A 16,511-nucleotide genomic window follows, 5' to 3' on the forward strand; every position below is an offset into this window, starting at 1 on the left:
CGGGGCGGTCCCTGCGCCCCGGTCGAGCCCCGCGCCCGCCGCGACTGCGACGCGGTCCTCACGTCCTGCCTGTCTGTCCGGTCAGGGAGTCGGCCAGCGCCTGTCCCTCGGCGAAGTCGAGTGTCCCCTCGTAGATGGCCCGGCCGGTGATCGCGCCGGCGATGCCCTCGTCGGCGACGGCGCAGAGCGCCCGCACGTCCTCGAGGGTGCGGATCCCGCCCGAGGCGATGACGGGGACGTGGATGGCGCGCGCGAGCCTCACGGTGGCCTCCACGTTGACGCCGGAGAGCATGCCGTCCCGGTTGATGTCCGTGTAGACGATGGCCTCCACGCCGTCCTGCTCGAAATGGCGGGCGAGGTCCACCACGTCGTGGCTCGAGACCTTCGACCAGCCGTCGACCGCCACGCGCCCCTCCCGGGCGTCCAGCCCCACGATGACGTGCCCGGGAAACTGCGTGCACACGTCGGACACGAAGTGTGGTGTCGTCACCGCCCGGGTCCCGATGATGACGTAGCGCACCCCCGCGGCGAGGTAGGCCTCGATGGTCTCCGCGTCGCGGATGCCGCCGCCCACCTGGATGGGCAGATCGGGGAAGGCCTGGGCGATGGAGTGGACGACCGCGGCGTTCCGGGGCTGGCCGGCGAAGGCCCCGTTCAGGTCGACGATGTGCAGCCGGCGCGCCCCCGCGCTCACCCAGCGGCCCGCAACTGCCACGGGGTCGTCGGAGAACACCGTCTCGTCTTCCATGCGGCCCTGGCGCAGCCGTACGCACTTGCCGTCCTTCAGGTCGATGGCGGGTATCAGCAGCATGGGACAACCCTGGGTCTGGGGGGCTCTGGCCCCGGGGAGATCGGGCGACTCTTCCGGCAAACAGTAGCCAGACGGCCGCGTTCGTTCAATGCGCCTCGTCCCAGTTGGCGCCGGCGCCCACGTCCACCACCAGGGGCACGCGCAGCTCCGCGGCCCCGGCCATGTGGTCGCGCAGCGCGTCCACGGACTCGGCCACCGATCCCTCGGCGACCTCCAGCACCAATTCGTCGTGCACCTGCATGATCATGCGCGCCGGGAACCGGCTCTCCTCGAGCCACTGATCGACGGCCACCATCGCCCGCTTGATGATGTCGGCGGCGGTGCCCTGCATCGGGGCGTTGATCGCCGTGCGCTCCGCGTACTGGCGCCGCTGGCGGTTGCGCGAGCGGATCTCGGGCAGGTACAGCCGCCGCCCGAACACGGTCTCCACGTATCCCTGCTCGCGCGCCTGCTCGCGGATGGCGTCCATGAACCGGCGCACCCCGGGGTAGCGGGCGAAGTAGCGGTCCACGTAGTCCTGGGCGGCAGCGCGGTCGACGCCGATCTGGCGCGCGAGCCCGAAGGAGGACATGCCGTACATCAGCCCGAAATTGATGGCCTTGGCGGCGCGGCGCTGGTCCTGGGAGACCGCCTCGAGCGGGACCCCGAAGACCTCGGCGGCGGTCGCCCGGTGCACGTCCTCCCCGGCCTCGAAGGCCGCGAGCAGGCGGGCGTCGCCCGAGAGGTGGGCCATGATCCGCAGCTCGATCTGCGTGTAGTCGGCCGAGACCAGCCGATGGCCCGGGGGCGCCACGAAGGCCTGGCGGATGCGGCGCCCCTCGGGGGTGCGCACGGGGATGTTCTGGAGGTTCGGGTCGGAGGAGGAGAGCCGGCCGGTGACCGCGACCGCCTGGTGGTAGCTCGTGTGCACCCGCCCCGTCACCGGGCTCACCCGCTGGGGCAGGGCGTCCGTGTAGGTGGACTTCAGCTTGGTGAGCCCCCGGTGCTCCAGGATCACCTCCGGCAGGCGGTCGAGCGCCGCCAGCTCCTGGAGCACGGACTCCGCGGTGGAGGGTTGGCCGGTGGGGGTGCGCTCGCGCACCGGCAGCTGCAGCTTCTCGAAGAGCACGACCTGGAGCTGGCTCGGCGAGGCCAGATTGAACGACTGTCCGGCGAGCCGCCACGCCTCCTGCTCGAGCTCTGCGATCCGGGCCGCCAGCTCGCCGCTCTGGCGGGCGAGAGCCTCGAGGTCCACGCGCACGCCGTTGCGCTCCATGCGCGAGAGCACCGGCACGAGGGGCATCTCGACCTCGGCGAACAGGCGGGCGAGGGCCGGCTCGGCCTCGAGGCGCGGCCACAGCGTCCGGTGCAGGCGCAGCGTCACCTCGGCGTCCTCCGCCGCGTAGGGGGCGGCCTGGTCCAGGGGGACCCGGTCGAAGCTCAGCTGCGTGCTGCCCTTGCCGGCGACGTCCTCGTAGCGGATGGTGCGGTGCCCGAGGAACTTGAGTGCCATGGAGTCCATGTCGGGGCGGCTCGCGGTGCTGTCGAGCACGTAGGCCTCGAGCATGGTGTCGTAGCGGATGCCGCGCAGCGCCACGCCGTGGCGCGCCAGCACGCTCATGTCGTACTTCAGGTTGTGGCCGACCTTGGCCCGCTCCGCGTCCTCGAGCAGGGGACGGAGTTGCCCGAGGGCCCAGTCCCGCTCGAGCTGGGCGGGGGCACCGGGGTAGTCGTGGGCGAGGGGCACGTAGGCGGCCCGGCCCGGCTCGACCGCGAAGGACACGCCCACCACCTCCGCCTGGACGTAGTCGAGGCTCGTGGTCTCGGTGTCGAAGGCGAAGAGGTCGGCGGCGCGCAGGCGGGCGAGCCAGTTCTGGAAGTCCTCCCGGGTCAGCACGGTGTCGTATTCGGCGGGCGACCTCGGCGGGTCCCCGGCGGTCGCGGGGGCGTCCTTGCCCGGGGGGAGCAGCTCGGCGAGCCAGCCCTTGAACTCCATCCCCGAGAAGAGCTCGCGCAGCCGCCCGGTGTCCGGTGGCCCCATGTGCAGGTCCTCGGGGCCGACGGGGAGCTCCAGGTCGCAGCGCACCGTGACCAGGTCCCGGGACAGGGGCAGGAGGCCGAGGCTCGCCCGCAGGTTCTCGCCCACCTTGCCGGAGATCTCCCCGGCGTGGGCGACGACGCCGTCGAGCGAGCCGTGCTCCCCCAGCCACTTCGCGGCGGTCTTCGGCCCGACCTTGGGCACGCCGGGGACGTTGTCCACGGGGTCCCCCACGAGGGCCAGGAAGTCCACCATCCGCTCCGGCGGTACCCCGAACTTCGTCGCCACCCCGGCCGGGTCGAGCCGGGTGTTGTCCATCGTGTTGACGAGGGAGACCCGGTCGCTCACCAGCTGGGCCAGGTCCTTGTCGCCCGTCGAGATCACCACCCGGTAGCCGGCGGCCTCGGCGCGCCGGGCGAGGGTCCCGATGACGTCGTCGGCCTCCACGCCCGGCTCGCTGACGAGCGGGAATCCGAGCGCCCGCACCACGTCCTGGAGCGGTCCGACCTGGGCGACGAGCTCCTGCGGCATCGGCTCCCGGTGGGCCTTGTAGTCGGGGAACAGGTCCTCGCGAAAGGTGCGCCCCGGGGCGTCGAAGACCACCGCCGCGTGGGTCGGGTGGTACTCGCTCAGCAGGCGGCGCAGCATGCCGGTCATGCCGTAGACGGCCCCCGTGGGCTGCCCGCCGGAGGTCGTCAAAGAGGGCAGCGCGTGGAACGCCCGGTAGAGGTACGAGGAGCCGTCCACCAGGACCAGGAGGGGATTGTGGGTCATGGCCAGTGCGGGGGGCGGGGGCAGTGTGAGAACATACCATCACCCAGCCCCGAACGGTCATCTCCCATGCGCTCGCTCGCCCGGATCCTGCCCCTCGCCACCGCCGCCCTGCTGGTGTCCAGCCTCGCCGGTGCCCAGGACCCCGCGGCGCCGCCGGTCAGCGTCGAGGGGCCGCCCCTGCCGGAGCGGGTCGAGAGCGGGGAGCCCCTCGAGCCCGAGGTCCGCATCATCCGCCGGGAATACGACATCATCGAGGAATACCGCCAGGGGGGCCGGCTCTACATGGTCCGTGTGGTCCCCCGGGGGGCGCCGCCGTACTACCTCGTGGACTCCGACGGCGACGGCCGGCTCGACACCCACCTGCACGAGGCCGCGCCGGGGGTCCTGATCCCTGCCTGGGTGCTGTTCAGCTGGTGACGGGCGAGTCACCCGCCCTCAGGGTCCGCACGCCCGCCTGAGCCTGAAGTGCAGGGCGCGGGGAGTCAGGGGGGTGGCGAGTCAGGGCGCGGGGGCGGACGACTGGGGGACGCTCGCGTTGTTGATGGCCTCGGCGAGCTCCGCGCGGGCCTCGAGGGCCGAGGTGCGCATCAGGCGCCGCACCATGGCGGCGAGGCTCTGAGCGTCACTGGTCGCGATGACCTGCTTGACCTCCAGCAGGGCGTTCGGGGGGACGCTGAACTCCCTCAGCCCGAGCCCGAGCAGGAGCCGGGTGTAGCGGGGGTTGCCCGCCATCTCTCCGCACATCGCCACCGGAACGCCCGCGCGCCGGCCCGCCCGCAGGGTCTGCTGAACGAGGCGCAGGACCGCCGGGCTCAGCGGGTCGTACAGGTAGTTCACCTCGTCGTCCACGCGGTCGATCGCGAGCGTGTACTGGATCAGGTCGTTGGTGCCGATGGACAGGAAGTCCATGCGGCGCGCGAAGAGGTCTGCGCAGACGGCCGAGGCCGGGACCTCGATCATCGCGCCGATGGGCATGGCCGGGTCGAACGGTACCGACTCGCGCTGGAGCGAGCGCCGGACCTCGGCCAGCAGGGCCAGCACCTGCTGCAGTTCCTGCAGGCCGGAGATCATGGGCACCAGCAGCCGGACGGTGCCGTGGGCCGAGGCCCGCAGGATCGCGCGCAGCTGGTCCCGGAACATCGCCGGCTCCCGCAGGCAGAGGCGGATCGCCCGCAGGCCGAGGGCCGGGTTGGGCGACGGCCGGCCCTCCCGGGGCGAGAGGAAGCCCTTGTCCGCGCCCATGTCGAGGGTGCGGATGGTCACCGCGTCCCCGCGCATCGCCCGGGCCACCGAGGCGTAGGCCTCGTACTGCTCCTCCTCTCCGGGTGGCGTCTCCCGGTTCATGAAGAGGTACTCGGTGCGGTACAGGCCCACGCCCGCCGCGCCCGCGCGGCGCGCACTCTGCACGTCTTCCGGGAGCTCGATGTTGGCCTGCAGCGAGATGTCCTGCCCGTCGACGGTACGCGTCGGCGCCCCGGCGATTTTCTGGCGCGCGGCACGGTGGCGCTGGATGTCGCGCTGACGGCCCTGGTAGAAGCGAATCAGCCGGGGGTCCGGGTCTACCAACAGGACGCCCGCCCGGCCGTCGATGACGACGAGATCGTTCTCCCGCAGGTAGGACCGGGCCTGGTGGAGGCCGACCAGCGCGGGAAGGCGCAGGCTGCGGGCCAGGATCGCCGTATGGGAGGTGGGGCCGCCCAACTCGGTGACGAAGCCCAGGATCCCCTGCTGCTGCAGCAGCACGGCGTCCGCCGGCGTGAGGTCGCGGGCGAAGACGATGGTGCCCGCGAGCCCGCTGTCCCCCGCGTCTGGCCGGGGGCGGTCGTGGCGCAGCAGGATGCGCTGGATGCGCCCCACCACGTGGTCCACATCGTCCCTGCGCGTGCGCAGGTACGGGTCGTCCATCTCCTCGAAGACCGCGACCAGGCTGTCGCGCTGGACCTTCAGGGCCCACTCCGCGTTCCAGCGCCGCTCCCGGATCAGCTCCACCGGGGCCCGGGTCAGCGCGCTGTCCTCGAGCATCAGGAGGTGCGCCTCGAGAAAGGCGGCGATCTCGGCGGGGGTCCCCGGGGGAATGTGCTGACGGACCGACGAGAGCTCGGAACGCGCGGTATCCAGCGCCTGCCGGAAGCGCTCCACCTCGCCCTCGACCTCGAGGGCGTCCAGGGTGTACTCGCTCACCTCCACCTGGCCTTTGTCCGCCAGGTAGAGCCGGCCGATGGCGATCCCCTTGCCAGCGCAGAGACCTTGCAGGGCGAAGGTCACTCCTCCTCCCCGAAGCGGTCGTTGACGAGCCGGACCAGCTCCTCCACGGCGCTGGCGGCATCGGGGCCCCGGGCGAGGAGCTCGATCCGGGTACCCCTGGCCGCGGCCAGCATCATCACGCCCATGATGCTCTTGCCGTTCACGGCCCGCCGGCTGTTGCGCACCTGGATCTCGGCGTCGAAGCGCGAGGCGAGGGTGACGAACTTCGCGGCCGCCCGGGCGTGGATGCCGAGCCGGTTGACCACCGTCACCGTGCGCGTGACCTCCTCAGACATGCTCTTCCGCCTTGGTCTCGAGGATGCCCTTGCGCCCCCCGCTGATGGCCTTGGCCGCGAGCGCGGTGGCGTCGAGGTGGGGGTAGTTCAGCACACGGATGAGCATCGGCAGGTTGAGGCCCGCGATCACGTGCACCCGCCGGCCGTCGCAGAGGCTGCGCGCGATGTTGCTCGGGGTCCCGCCGTACATGTCCGTCAGCACCAGCACCCCCCGGCCCTGGTCGACGGCGTCGACGCGCTGGCGCGCCTGTTCCCGGAGCTCGTCCGGGTCCGCATCGGTGCCCACCCGGATGACCTCGACCGGCAGGGGGCACTTCCCGAGCATGCGCACCGCCACCTCGAGCAGCGACTCCCCGACCTGGCCGTGCGTCACCATGACCAGCCCCACGCTCAACCGGCCCGTATCTCCCGCCTTCGGTGCCTGTGCCGTCATGCCTGGCTCCTGGTCTGCTGCCAGCGGACGAGGGCCTGGACGAGCGCCTCGTCGCCGGCCTCGCTCGCGACCACGGGTTCCAAGGGGTGTCCGTGCCGCTGGGCCGCCTCCCCGATCCGGGCGCTCGGGACGACGAGTGCGACCCGGTCGCGCCAGTGGTGCGGCGGGCGGGGAAAGGCCTCGAAGAGGTGCTCCAGGGACTCGCCGCTGGTGAGGACGACGGCGTCGATCCGGCCGGCCTCGCCGAGCGTCCGCAGCGCCTCGACGTCCACCGGCGGGCGTACCCGGCGGTAAACCTCCGCGTACAGGACCTCCGCCCCCCGGGAGCGCAGGGTGCCGGAGAGCTTCTCCCGGCCCCCGTTGCCGCGGAAGATCACCACGCGCCGCCCCTGGACCCGCTCCGCATGGAGCTCCTCGAGCGCCAGCAGGGACTCGCTGTCGAAGCCGCCGGCCGGGACGAGGTCGGGGGCCCGTGCCTGGGCCTCGAGGGCCTGCGCCGTGGCCTGGCCGATGGCCGCGAGGCGCACGCCGGCGGGTACGCCGCCGCAGGTCTCGCGCAGGAGCGCGAGCCCGTGGTCGACGGCATTCGTGCTCACGAAGACCGCGAGGTCGCAGGTGGCGGCCGCGCGCACCCCGGCGCGGGCGGCGTCGAGGTCGAGGGGCGGCTCGATGGCGAGCAGCGGGAGCCGGACGACCCGGGCGCCGAGGGCTTCGAGCCGCTCGACCATCGGTTCGGCCTGGGCCGCGGGGCGGGTCACCACCACGCCGAGCCCCGCGAGCGGCAAAGGCTCCCGGGCGGCGCCCGCGGCGTTGGTCTCAGTCATCCCCTGCCAGTTCGTGCAGGACCTCCGCCGCACCCCGGGCGAGCAGGTCCTCGGCCAGCGTCTCGCCGAGGGCCCGGGCGGACGCCCAGGGTCCGTCGACGCTCCCACGCACCACGAAGGAGCCATCGGGCCGGCCCACCAGCCCGCGCAGGCGCACGCGCTCCCCGTCGAGCTCCGCGTGGCCGGCGATCGGCACCTGACAGCCACCGGCCAGGCGCGCGTTGAGGGCGCGCTCGGCCTGTACCCGCACCGCGGTCTGCGGGTCGTGCAGCACCGCGATCAGCGCCTCGACCCGGGCGTCGCCGCGCCGGCACTCCACCCCGATGGCGCCCTGGCCGATGGCCGGCAGCAGGACGTCGGGGGAGATGGCCTCGCGGATCCGCTCCGCCGCACCGAGGCGCTTCAGGCCCGCGCTCGCCAGCACGATGGCGTCGTAGACTCCCCGGTCCACCTTCTCCAGCCGGGTGCCCACGTTGCCCCGCAGCGACTCGATGCGCAGGTCCGGGCGCCGCTCCAGGAGCTGGACCTGGCGGCGCAGGCTGGAGGTGCCCACCACCGCCCCCTGGGGCAGGTCGTCCAGGCGCTGGTAGCGCACCGAGACGAAGGCATCGCGCGGGTCCTCGCGCGTCAGCACCACGGGCAGGTGCAGTCCCTCGGGCAGGTCCACCGGCACGTCCTTCATGGAGTGCACGGCGATGTCGACCGAGCCGTCCAGCAGGCCCTGCTCGAGCTCCTTGACAAAGAGCCCCTTGCCTCCCACTTTGGCGAGGGGAACGTCGAGGATTCGGTCGCCCCGGGTGGTCATGGGGACGACTTCTACGGTGAGGCCCGGGTGGGCCTGACGCAGCCGCTCGGCGGCGTGCTCGGCTTGCCAGAGCGCGAGCGGGCTCTTGCGGGTGGCGATGCGCAGGATGTCCATGGGCTGGTGGGCAATGGGGTGTCGAACCCCTCGAAGTGTATGCGCAAGCGTCGACGGAGCAAAGAATGGCCACGGCACCAGCCATGAGCAGGATGCTCGCCGCGGGCTCCCGCGCCCCCTTCGACACCGACCCCTCGCTCGAGCGCCTGGTGCGGGCGTTGCTCGTGGCCGCAGTGGTTCACGCGGCCGTCGTGTTCGGGGTGAGCTTCTCGCCTCCCCCGCGCCCCGCGCCCGGCCCCAGCACTCTGGACGTGATCCTGGTGGCGAGCAGGGCCGAGAAGGCCCCAGACAAGGCGGACTTCCTGGCCCAGGCGAATCAAGAGGGCGGCGGAGAGAGCGAGAAGCCGGAGCGGCCTTCGGTCCCGCTGCCGGCCCCCTTTGTCGGTCCTGAGGCGGTCATTCCGTCTGCCTCGCCACCCCCCCAGCCCACCCCGCCCGAGCCGGAGCCCACCGCGCCGGACCGTGCCGTCCTCACCCAGGCGGTGTCCGAGCACAAGGCGCCCCCGGAGGTCGCGGAGCGCAAGGAACCCCGCCCCGTCCCGCGGCCTCGCCCGGACCGCCGCCCCGAGCCGGCCGTGAAGCCGGCGCCCAACCTCTCCGCCGACCTGCTGGTGGCGCGTAGCCTGGAGATGGCCAGCCTGAACGCGGAGATCGACCGCAAGCTCAAGGCCTACGCCGAGCGCCCGGTGCGCAAGTTCATCAACGCTCGGACCCGGGAATTCAAGTACGCCGCTTACATGGACGCCTGGCGCGCGAAGGTCGAGCGGGTCGGAAACCTGAATTACCCCGACGAGGCGCGCCGCCAGAAGCTCTCGGGCAACCTGCTGCTCGACGTGGCGCTCAGCCCGGATGGGTCAGTGAACGACATCCAGCTGCGCCGTTCCTCCGGCCACAAGGTGCTCGACGACGCGGCGATCCGCATCGTGCGCCTGGCGTCCCCGTTTCCCCCGTTTCCGAAGGACATCGAGCAGGAGGTGGACATCCTGCACATCGAGCGGACCTGGCAGTTCATCGACGGCGGCCAGCTCGTCGCCCGCTGACCCCTCCCGAGGCGTCGGCTTGAGTCCCGCCCGCGGCCGGCCGGATACTATCCCCATGCTCGACCGGGCCGACCTCACCAATCACTTCCTCATCGCCATGCCGAGCCTGATGGACCCGAACTTCCATCAGACCGTGACCTACATCTGCGCCCACAACGAGGAGGGCGCGATGGGGCTGGTCATCAACCGGCCGATGGAGCTGCACCTCTCGGACGTCCTGGAGCAGCTCGACATCGAGGCCACCGCCGAGGCCGTCGCCCACATGCCCGTGTTCGAGGGCGGGCCGGTCCAGCGAGAGCGCGGCTTCGTCATCCACCGCCCCGCCGGGGTCTGGGACGCCGTGCTCCGGGTGACGGACGAGCTCGCGGTGGCCACCTCGCGGGACATCCTGGCCGCCATGGCGCGCGGCGAGGGCCCGCGCCAGACGTTCGTCGCGCTGGGGTATGCCGGCTGGGGCGCGGGGCAGCTCGAGCGCGAGCTGGCGGAGAACGCCTGGCTCAGCGGTCCCGCGGACGTGAGGATCCTGTTCGAGCTGCCGAGCGAGCAGCGCTGGGCGGCCGCCGCCGCCTCCCTCGGTGTGGACCTGACGCTGCTCTCCACCGAGGCGGGCCACGCGTGAGCCACGCGCCCTCCGTCCTCCTCGCCTTCGACTACGGGACGCGCCGCATTGGCGTCGCGGTCGGCGAGACCGTGACCCGCACCGCCCGCCCCCTGGGGCTGGTGTCCGTGCGCCGCAACCGGCCCGACTGGGCGGAGGTGGGGCGGCTCATCGCGGCCTGGCATCCGGCCCGGCTGGTCGTCGGGCTGCCGCTCACGATGGAGGGGGAGGAGCAGGAGGCGAGCGGCGGGGCGCGCCGCTTCGGGCGCCAGCTGGAGGGGCGCTACGGGCTGCCGGTGGACCTGGTGGACGAGCGTCTGACGACGCGCGTCGCACGCCAGGAGATGGCGGACGCGGGGCGCGGCGGGCACGAGCCGGCGGACCCCTTGGCAGCGCAGCTGATCCTGGCGGGATGGTTCGACGCGGGAGGGGAGGCGTGAGCACCTTCGACATCGAGCGTCTGCTCGACCAGATGGCGGTAGACCTGCGCCGCCTGCTGGCGGCCGAGGGGCGCGACCGGCCCCTGATGGTGGGGATCCGCACCGGCGGGGTCTGGGTGGCCGAGCGCCTGCACGAGCGCCTCGGCATCGAGGCGCCCCTCGGCGAGCTGAGCATCAACTTCTACCGGGACGACTTCACCCGGATCGGACTCCACCCCCGGGTCGAGCCCTCGAGCCTGCCCTTCGACGTGGACGACCGCCACATCCTGCTCGTGGACGACGTGCTCCAGACGGGGCGCACGATCCGGGCGGCGTTGAACGAGATCTTCGACTACGGACGGCCGGCCAGCGTGACGCTCGCGGTCCTGGCCGACCGCGGGGGGCACGAGTTGCCCGTGCGGGCGGACGTCACCGGCGCGACCGTGCGCCTGGGGCCGGGGGAGCACCTGAAGCTGACCGGCCCCGAGCCGCTCGCCCTGGAGATTCTGGGGCCCCGCTAGGCGGGTGGTATCCCCGGGAGAGGAGAGTATGCGGCCGAGTCTACAGGTCGACGAGAACGGGCGGCTGAAGCACTTCCTCTCCACCGAGGGGCTCTCCGCGCCCATCCTGACCCAGATCCTCGACACCGCCGAGTCCTTCGTCGGCGTGGGGGAGCGGGCGGTCAAGAAGGTCCCCCTGCTGCGCGGGAAGACCATCGTCAACCTCTTCTTCGAGCCGAGCACGCGCACCCGCACGACCTTCGAGCTCGCGGCCAAGCGGCTCTCCGCCGACCTCCTGAACATCAACATCGCCGCCTCCTCGGCGACCAAGGGCGAGAGCCTGCTCGACACCCTGCGCAACCTGGAGTCGATGCACTGCGACATGTTCGTGGTGCGCCACCCGGAGAGCGGCGCCGCCCACTTCATCGCCCAGCACGCCGCCCCCCACGTGAGCGTGCTCAACGCCGGCGACGGCTCGCACGCCCACCCGACCCAGGCGCTGCTGGACATGTTCACCATCCGACGGCTGCGCGGGGACTTCTCCAGGCTGCGGGTGGCCATCGTCGGCGACATCCTGCACTCGCGCGTCGCCCGCTCCGAGATCCACGCCCTCACCACGCTGGGGGCGGCGGAGATCCGGGTGGTGGCGCCCCGCACGCTCGTTCCGTCCCAGGTGGAGGGCCTCGGGGTGCGCGTGTTCCACGACATGCAGTCGGGGCTGAAGGACGTAGACGTCATCGTGATGCTGCGTCTGCAGAAGGAGCGGATGCAGGGCGGGCTGCTGCCGAGCGAGCACGAGTACTTCCGGTTCTACGGCCTGACCCGCGAGCGTCTGGCCCTCGCCCGCCCCGACGCACTGGTGATGCACCCGGGGCCCCTGAACCGGGGGGTGGAGATCGCCTCGGACGTGGCCGACGGGCCGAGCTCCGTCATCCTCCAGCAGGTGGGGTACGGGATCGCGGTCCGCATGGCGGTGATGTCCATCATCCTCGGGAGCCACGCGGCGGGGTCCGCGGGGGGGGGACACTGATGCGCCTGACCGTACGCGGGGGCCGGGTCGTCGACCCGGCGAGCGGCATCGACCGCGTGGCGGACCTCCACGTGGCCAAGGGCCGGGTGGTGGGGCTCGGCGAACTCCCGGAGGGATTTACCGCCGACCGGGTCGTCGATGCGGCGGGTCTCGTGGTGTGCCCTGGCCTGGTCGACCTGCGCGCGCGGCTGCGCGAGCCGGGTCTGGAGACCAAGACCACGATCGCCCAGGAGACCCGCGCTGCGGCGGCGGGCGGGATCACCACGCTCTGCTGCCCGCCGGACACCGAGCCGGTCGTGGACACGCGCGCGGTGGTGGAATTGATCCACCAGCGCGCGGCCCGCGCCGGTATGGCCCGGGTCGAGGTGGTGGGCGCGCTGACCCAGGGGTTGGGGGGGCAACGCCTGGCGGAGATGGGCGGGCTGCAGAAGGCGGGGTGCGTCGGGGTCGGCAACGCCAGCCAGCCGGTGACGAGCACCGAGGTGATGCGGCTCGCGATGCAGTACGCGGCGACCTTCGGCCTGACCGTCTTCCTCGAGCCCCAGGACCCCTGGCTGTCCGCGGGACGCAACGCCCACGACGGCGCCATGGCGACCCGCCTCGGGCTTTCCGGGGCACCGGAGTGCGCCGAGACCGTCGCCCTGGCGCGGGATCTCCTCCTGGTGGAGGCGACCGGCGTGCGGGCGCACTTCGGGCACCTCTCCACCGCGCGGGGAGTCCAGATGGTCGCCGAGGCCCAGGCCCGCGGCCTGCCGGTGACCGCCGACGTGGGCGTCCACCACCTGTACCTGACCGACGCGGACCTCTCCGGTTTCGACGCCCGCTGCCACGTCTGCCCGCCGCTGCGCACCGGGGCGGACCGGGAGGGACTGCGGGCGGGGGTGGCCCGCGGGACCCTCGGGGCCGTCACCTCCGACCACCAGCCGCACGAAGTGGACGCCAAGCAGAACCCCTTCGGCGCGACCGAGGTGGGGATCTCGGGTCTCGAGACCCTGCTCCCGCTGGTGCTGAGGCTGGTGGCGGAGGGGGTCACCGACCTGAGCGGCGCCCTCGCGACGGTAACCTCGGGGCCGGCCCGCATCCTGGGTCTCGACCGGGGCACCCTGGCGCCCGGCCGGATCGCGGACATCTGCGTCTTCGACCCGGAAGGTCAGTGGGTGGTGACGGAGGAGTCCCTCGTCAGCCGGGGCCACAACACCCCGTTCCTCGGGTGGGAGATGAAGGGCCGGGTCGTCTGCACGCTGCTCGCCGGCCGCGCAGTCTTCGAGCGTCCCCGCGTGCGCGGGACCTGAGCATCCACCGGGTACCTGCATGACCCGCCGGCGGACACCCGTATGACCCACCGCGCCAGCATCGCTGTCGAGGCGGCGGAGGTCCTGACCCACACGGCCTGGCCGGGTGGCCAGTACGTGCTGACGGTGCGGGCCCCGCGCGCCGCGAGCCGTGCCCGGCCCGGGCAGTTCGCCCACATCGCCGTGGGTGACGGCATCGCGATGCGCCGCCCCATCTCGATCCTGTCCGCCGACCGCGAGGCGGGAACCCTGGGGTTCCTCTACAAGGCCGTGGGCACGGGCACCGCGGCCCTCGCGCGCCGCCAGCCCGGTGAGCGGCTGAGCCTGATGGCGCCCATCGGTACGCCCTTCGCGCCGCACCCGGGGCGCCCCCGCCCCCTGATGCTGGGCGGAGGGGTGGGTATCCCACCGATGCTGTTCCTCGCCACGCAGTTGCGGGCAGAGGCCTCGCCAGGCGTCCGTCCCCTGGTGCTGATGGGCTCCGAGGTGCCGTTCCCCTTCGCGACCGTCGCCTCGCGCCTGCCGGTCCCCGGCGTCGCCCCGCAGATCCAGGAGGCCCTGGGCGAACTCGAGGCCATCGGGGTTGCGAGCCGTCTCGCGAGCCTGCAGGGCTACCCCGGCTGCCACCGCGGTTACGTCACCGAGATTGCCCGGTCCTGGATCGAAGCCCTCACGCCTGCGGAGCGCACGGAGGTCGAGGTCTTCGCCTGCGGCCCCCACCCCATGCTCGTGGCGGCTGCGCGCCTCGCCCGGGAGCACGGCCTGCCCTGCCAAGTCTCGCTGGAGGAGTACATGGCCTGTGGGGTGGGCGCCTGCGCCGGCTGCGTCGTGCGCATCGAGACACCCGAAGGCCCCGCGATGAAGCGGGTCTGTGTCGACGGCCCCGTCTTCGACGCCCGGGTGGTCTTCGGCTGAGGCCCTGTCCGGGACCGCACGCCGACGTGCAGCGTGCACGCCGATGGCCCGTGCCCTGCAGGCTATCCGAAGTTGATCTTCGCCTCGAGGTTCGCGCGCGAGTCGGCGTTGTTCAGCGCCTCCTCGAGCGAGATCCGCCCCTCCCGGTACAGGCGGAAGAGCGACTCGTCGAAGGTCTGCATCCCCTTGGCCCCGCTCGCGGCCATCGCCTCGCGCAGCTCGTCGATGTTGCCCTTGAGGATCAGTTCGGCAATGTGCGGCGTGTTGATCATCACCTCGATCGCCGCCACCCGCCGGTTGTCGACCCCCATCACCAGGCGCTGGGAGATCACCGCGCGCAGGTTGAGGGAGAGGTCCATGAACAGCTGCTTGTGCAGGGACTGGGGGAACAGATTGATCACGCGCTCCATCGCCTGGTGGGCGTTGTTCGCGTGAAGCGTCGAGAGCGCCAGGTGCCCCGTGTTGCACAGCTCGAGGGCCGCTTCCATGGTGGGCTGGTCGCGGATCTCGCCGACGAGGATCACGTCGGGCGCCTCCCGCAGGGAGCTGCGCAGGGCGCTGCGGTAGGAGAGGGTGTCGACGCCGATCTCACGCTGGTTGACGATGGCCTGCTTGTTCGAGTGCACGAACTCGATGGGGTCCTCGATCGTGAGGATGTGGCAGGACTGGCTGGCGTTGCGCTGGTCCAGCATCGCGGCGAGGGTGGTCGACTTGCCCGATCCGGTGGCCCCCACCATGAGGATCAGGCCGCGCTTGTGCATGACGATGTCGCCGAGCACGGGCGGCAGCTTCAGCTCCTCGATCGTCGGGATCTTCGACGGGACCAACCGCAGCACCATCGAGACCTCCCCGCGCTGGCGGAACACGTTCACGCGATAGCGGGCCGAGCCGTCCGGGAGGGAGATGGCGAAGTCGCACTCGAGCTCGCGCTCGAAGTCCTGGATCTGTGCGTCGGTCATGATCCCGTAGGCCGCGGCCCGGGTCATCTCTCCGGACAGGACCGTCTTGCCGACCGGGCGGGACTGGCCCTCGATCTTGATCTTGACCGGAGCGCCTGCGGAGAAGAACACGTCCGAGGCGCTCTTCTCGACCATCAGCTTGAGATAGGGTGTGATGTCCATGGGAAATGTGCGCCCCGCTCAGGCCGCGGGGGGTGTCCCGCGCGGCCCGGCCCGGCCCGGCGCCTGCAGTGCGTCCTCAGAGGAGCGTCCGCGAGGCCGCGGAGCGCTGGTGGATGATGCCGCTCTCCTCGGTCTTCACCTCGAGGGAGAGGCTGCCCAGCTCGCCGAGCATGTCCCGCCCCTTGGCCTCCTTGCCCTCGAGCTTGATCCGCAGGCGCAGCTCGTTCGCGGAGTCGGCGTTGCGCAGCGCCTCTTCCAGCGTGATCTTGTCCGCCTCGTAGAGGTCGAAGAGGGCCATGTCGAACGTCTGCATGCCGAGCTCCTTCGAGCGCTGCATGATTGCCTTCAGCTCGTGGATCTCGCCCTTCAGGATCAGGTCCGAGATGAGCGGGGTGTTCAGCATGATCTCGAAGGCGGCGACGCGGCCCTGGCCGTCCACCGTGCGCAGGAGGCGCTGGGACACGACGGCCTTCAGGTTGAGCGAGAGGTCCATCAGGAGCTGGGCCCGGCGCTCGTCCGGGAAGAAGTTGATGATGCGGTCCAGCGCCTGGTTGGCGCTGTTGGCGTGCAGGGTCGCCATGGCCAAGTGCCCGGTCTCGGCGAACTGGATGGCGAACTCCATGGTCCGGCGGTCCCGGATCTCGCCAAGCAGGATGACGTCCGGCGCCTGACGCAGGGTGTTCTTGAGCGCGATGCCCCAGTCTTCCGTGTCCACCCCCACCTCGCGCTGCGTGACGATGCAGTTGCGGTGCGGGTGCACGAACTCGATCGGATCCTCGATGGTGATGATGTGGCCGTGGGAGTTCTCGTTGCGGTAGTCGATCATCGCCGCGAGGCTGGTCGACTTGCCGGTGCCGGTTCCGCCGACCATGATGACGAGGCCGCGCTTCGTCATCACGATGTCCTTCAGGATTTCGGGCAGGCCGAACTTCTCGAACGTCGGCGGCGTGGTCTCGATGGTGCGCAGCACCAGCCCGGCGGACCCGCGCTGCACCATGGCGTTGACGCGGAAGCGCCCGATCCCCTGGGGGGCGATGGCGAAGTTGGACTCCTTGGTCGCCTCGAACTCCTTCAGCTGGCGGTCGTTCATGATGGCGTGCGCCATCGTGCGGGTGTTCTCCGCCGTGAGGGGCTTCTTCGAGACCGGCTGCACCTTGCCGTGCACCTTGATCGCGGGGGGGAAGCCCTCGGTGATGAAGAGATCGGAGCCCTGCTTCTGGACCATGAGCCGGAGCAGGTCCAGCATGAACTTGATTGCCTGGTCGCGTTCCATGGGCG

At 71.9% G+C, this 16,511-nt stretch carries 17 protein-coding genes; 8 read left to right on the top strand and 9 right to left on the bottom strand.

Annotation, left to right across the window (positions count from 1 at the left end; genetic code table 11):
- Positions 1-58: 58 nt before the first annotated feature.
- Together hisA and polA are read right to left on the bottom strand one after the other, a co-directional pair.
- Positions 59-811 carry a 1-(5-phosphoribosyl)-5-[(5-phosphoribosylamino)methylideneamino]imidazole-4-carboxamide isomerase gene (gene hisA, locus KA217_07745; GenBank protein MBP7712339.1) on the bottom strand — a complete coding sequence of 251 codons (753 nt, stop codon included), beginning with the start codon at positions 809-811 and terminating at the stop codon, positions 59-61.
- Between the two features lie 85 nt (positions 812-896).
- Positions 897-3,602, bottom strand: coding sequence for a DNA polymerase I (polA, locus tag KA217_07750; protein ID MBP7712340.1), 2,706 nt, complete (start codon positions 3,600-3,602; stop codon positions 897-899).
- A 66-nt stretch (positions 3,603-3,668) separates the two neighbouring features.
- Between polA and KA217_07755 the strand changes: the two genes are divergently transcribed.
- Positions 3,669-4,019 carry a DUF2782 domain-containing protein gene (locus tag KA217_07755; protein MBP7712341.1) on the top strand — a complete coding sequence of 117 codons (351 nt, stop codon included), beginning with the start codon at positions 3,669-3,671 and terminating at the stop codon, positions 4,017-4,019.
- Positions 4,020-4,100: 81 nt separating this feature from the next.
- On the opposite strand, the gene ptsP is transcribed toward KA217_07755, so the two are convergent.
- Genes ptsP through hemC form a run of 5 tightly spaced genes read right to left on the bottom strand, consistent with a single transcriptional unit; the run spans position 4,101 to position 8,318 of the window.
- Positions 4,101-5,867, bottom strand: coding sequence for a phosphoenolpyruvate--protein phosphotransferase (ptsP, locus tag KA217_07760; protein ID MBP7712342.1), 1,767 nt, complete (start codon positions 5,865-5,867; stop codon positions 4,101-4,103).
- A complete protein-coding gene (locus tag KA217_07765; protein ID MBP7712343.1) occupies positions 5,864-6,142 on the bottom strand; it encodes an HPr family phosphocarrier protein in 279 nt (92 codons plus the stop codon). The genes ptsP and KA217_07765 overlap by 4 nt, the downstream gene beginning before the upstream one ends.
- A complete protein-coding gene (locus KA217_07770; GenBank protein ID MBP7712344.1) occupies positions 6,135-6,536 on the bottom strand; it encodes a PTS sugar transporter subunit IIA in 402 nt (133 codons plus the stop codon). The genes KA217_07765 and KA217_07770 overlap by 8 nt, the downstream gene beginning before the upstream one ends.
- Before the next feature lie 35 nt (positions 6,537-6,571).
- The gene (locus KA217_07775) at positions 6,572-7,399 is read right to left on the bottom strand and encodes a uroporphyrinogen-III synthase (protein MBP7712345.1); all 828 of its coding nucleotides are present in this window, start codon (positions 7,397-7,399) and stop codon (positions 6,572-6,574) included.
- Positions 7,392-8,318 carry a hydroxymethylbilane synthase gene (gene hemC, locus KA217_07780; GenBank protein ID MBP7712346.1) on the bottom strand — a complete coding sequence of 309 codons (927 nt, stop codon included), beginning with the start codon at positions 8,316-8,318 and terminating at the stop codon, positions 7,392-7,394. Before hemC ends, KA217_07775 begins: the two co-directional genes overlap by 8 nt.
- 65 nt (positions 8,319-8,383) lie before the next feature.
- Between hemC and KA217_07785 the strand changes: the two genes are divergently transcribed.
- Genes KA217_07785 through KA217_07815 form a run of 7 tightly spaced genes read left to right on the top strand, consistent with a single transcriptional unit; the run spans position 8,384 to position 14,112 of the window.
- The gene (locus KA217_07785) at positions 8,384-9,358 is read left to right on the top strand and encodes an energy transducer TonB (protein MBP7712347.1); all 975 of its coding nucleotides are present in this window, start codon (positions 8,384-8,386) and stop codon (positions 9,356-9,358) included.
- A 55-nt stretch (positions 9,359-9,413) separates the two neighbouring features.
- Positions 9,414-9,977 carry a YqgE/AlgH family protein gene (locus KA217_07790; GenBank protein ID MBP7712348.1) on the top strand — a complete coding sequence of 188 codons (564 nt, stop codon included), beginning with the start codon at positions 9,414-9,416 and terminating at the stop codon, positions 9,975-9,977.
- Positions 9,974-10,396: a Holliday junction resolvase RuvX gene (ruvX, locus tag KA217_07795; GenBank protein MBP7712349.1), complete on the top strand. Its 423-nt coding sequence runs from the start codon at positions 9,974-9,976 to the stop codon at positions 10,394-10,396. Before KA217_07790 ends, ruvX begins: the two co-directional genes overlap by 4 nt.
- Positions 10,393-10,896, top strand: a complete 504-nt coding sequence (gene pyrR / locus KA217_07800; GenBank protein ID MBP7712350.1) for a bifunctional pyr operon transcriptional regulator/uracil phosphoribosyltransferase PyrR — start codon at positions 10,393-10,395, stop codon at positions 10,894-10,896. The genes ruvX and pyrR overlap by 4 nt, the downstream gene beginning before the upstream one ends.
- A 28-nt stretch (positions 10,897-10,924) precedes the next feature.
- Positions 10,925-11,905: an aspartate carbamoyltransferase catalytic subunit gene (locus KA217_07805; GenBank protein MBP7712351.1), complete on the top strand. Its 981-nt coding sequence runs from the start codon at positions 10,925-10,927 to the stop codon at positions 11,903-11,905.
- The gene (locus KA217_07810) at positions 11,905-13,197 is read left to right on the top strand and encodes a dihydroorotase (protein MBP7712352.1); all 1,293 of its coding nucleotides are present in this window, start codon (positions 11,905-11,907) and stop codon (positions 13,195-13,197) included. Before KA217_07805 ends, KA217_07810 begins: the two co-directional genes overlap by 1 nt.
- A 42-nt stretch (positions 13,198-13,239) precedes the next feature.
- Positions 13,240-14,112, top strand: coding sequence for a dihydroorotate dehydrogenase electron transfer subunit (locus KA217_07815; GenBank protein MBP7712353.1), 873 nt, complete (start codon positions 13,240-13,242; stop codon positions 14,110-14,112).
- 62 nt (positions 14,113-14,174) lie between these two features.
- Here the strand turns inward: KA217_07815 and KA217_07820 are convergent, their stop codons facing one another.
- Together KA217_07820 and KA217_07825 are read right to left on the bottom strand one after the other, a co-directional pair.
- A complete protein-coding gene (locus tag KA217_07820) occupies positions 14,175-15,233 on the bottom strand; it encodes a PilT/PilU family type 4a pilus ATPase (protein ID MBP7712354.1) in 1,059 nt (352 codons plus the stop codon).
- Between the two features lie 76 nt (positions 15,234-15,309).
- A complete protein-coding gene (locus KA217_07825) occupies positions 15,310-16,506 on the bottom strand; it encodes a PilT/PilU family type 4a pilus ATPase (protein ID MBP7712355.1) in 1,197 nt (398 codons plus the stop codon).
- Positions 16,507-16,511: the final 5 nt, after the last annotated feature.

Source organism: Gammaproteobacteria bacterium, assembly GCA_017999615.1.
Classification (GTDB): Bacteria; Pseudomonadota; Gammaproteobacteria; order JAABTG01; family JAABTG01; genus JAGNLM01.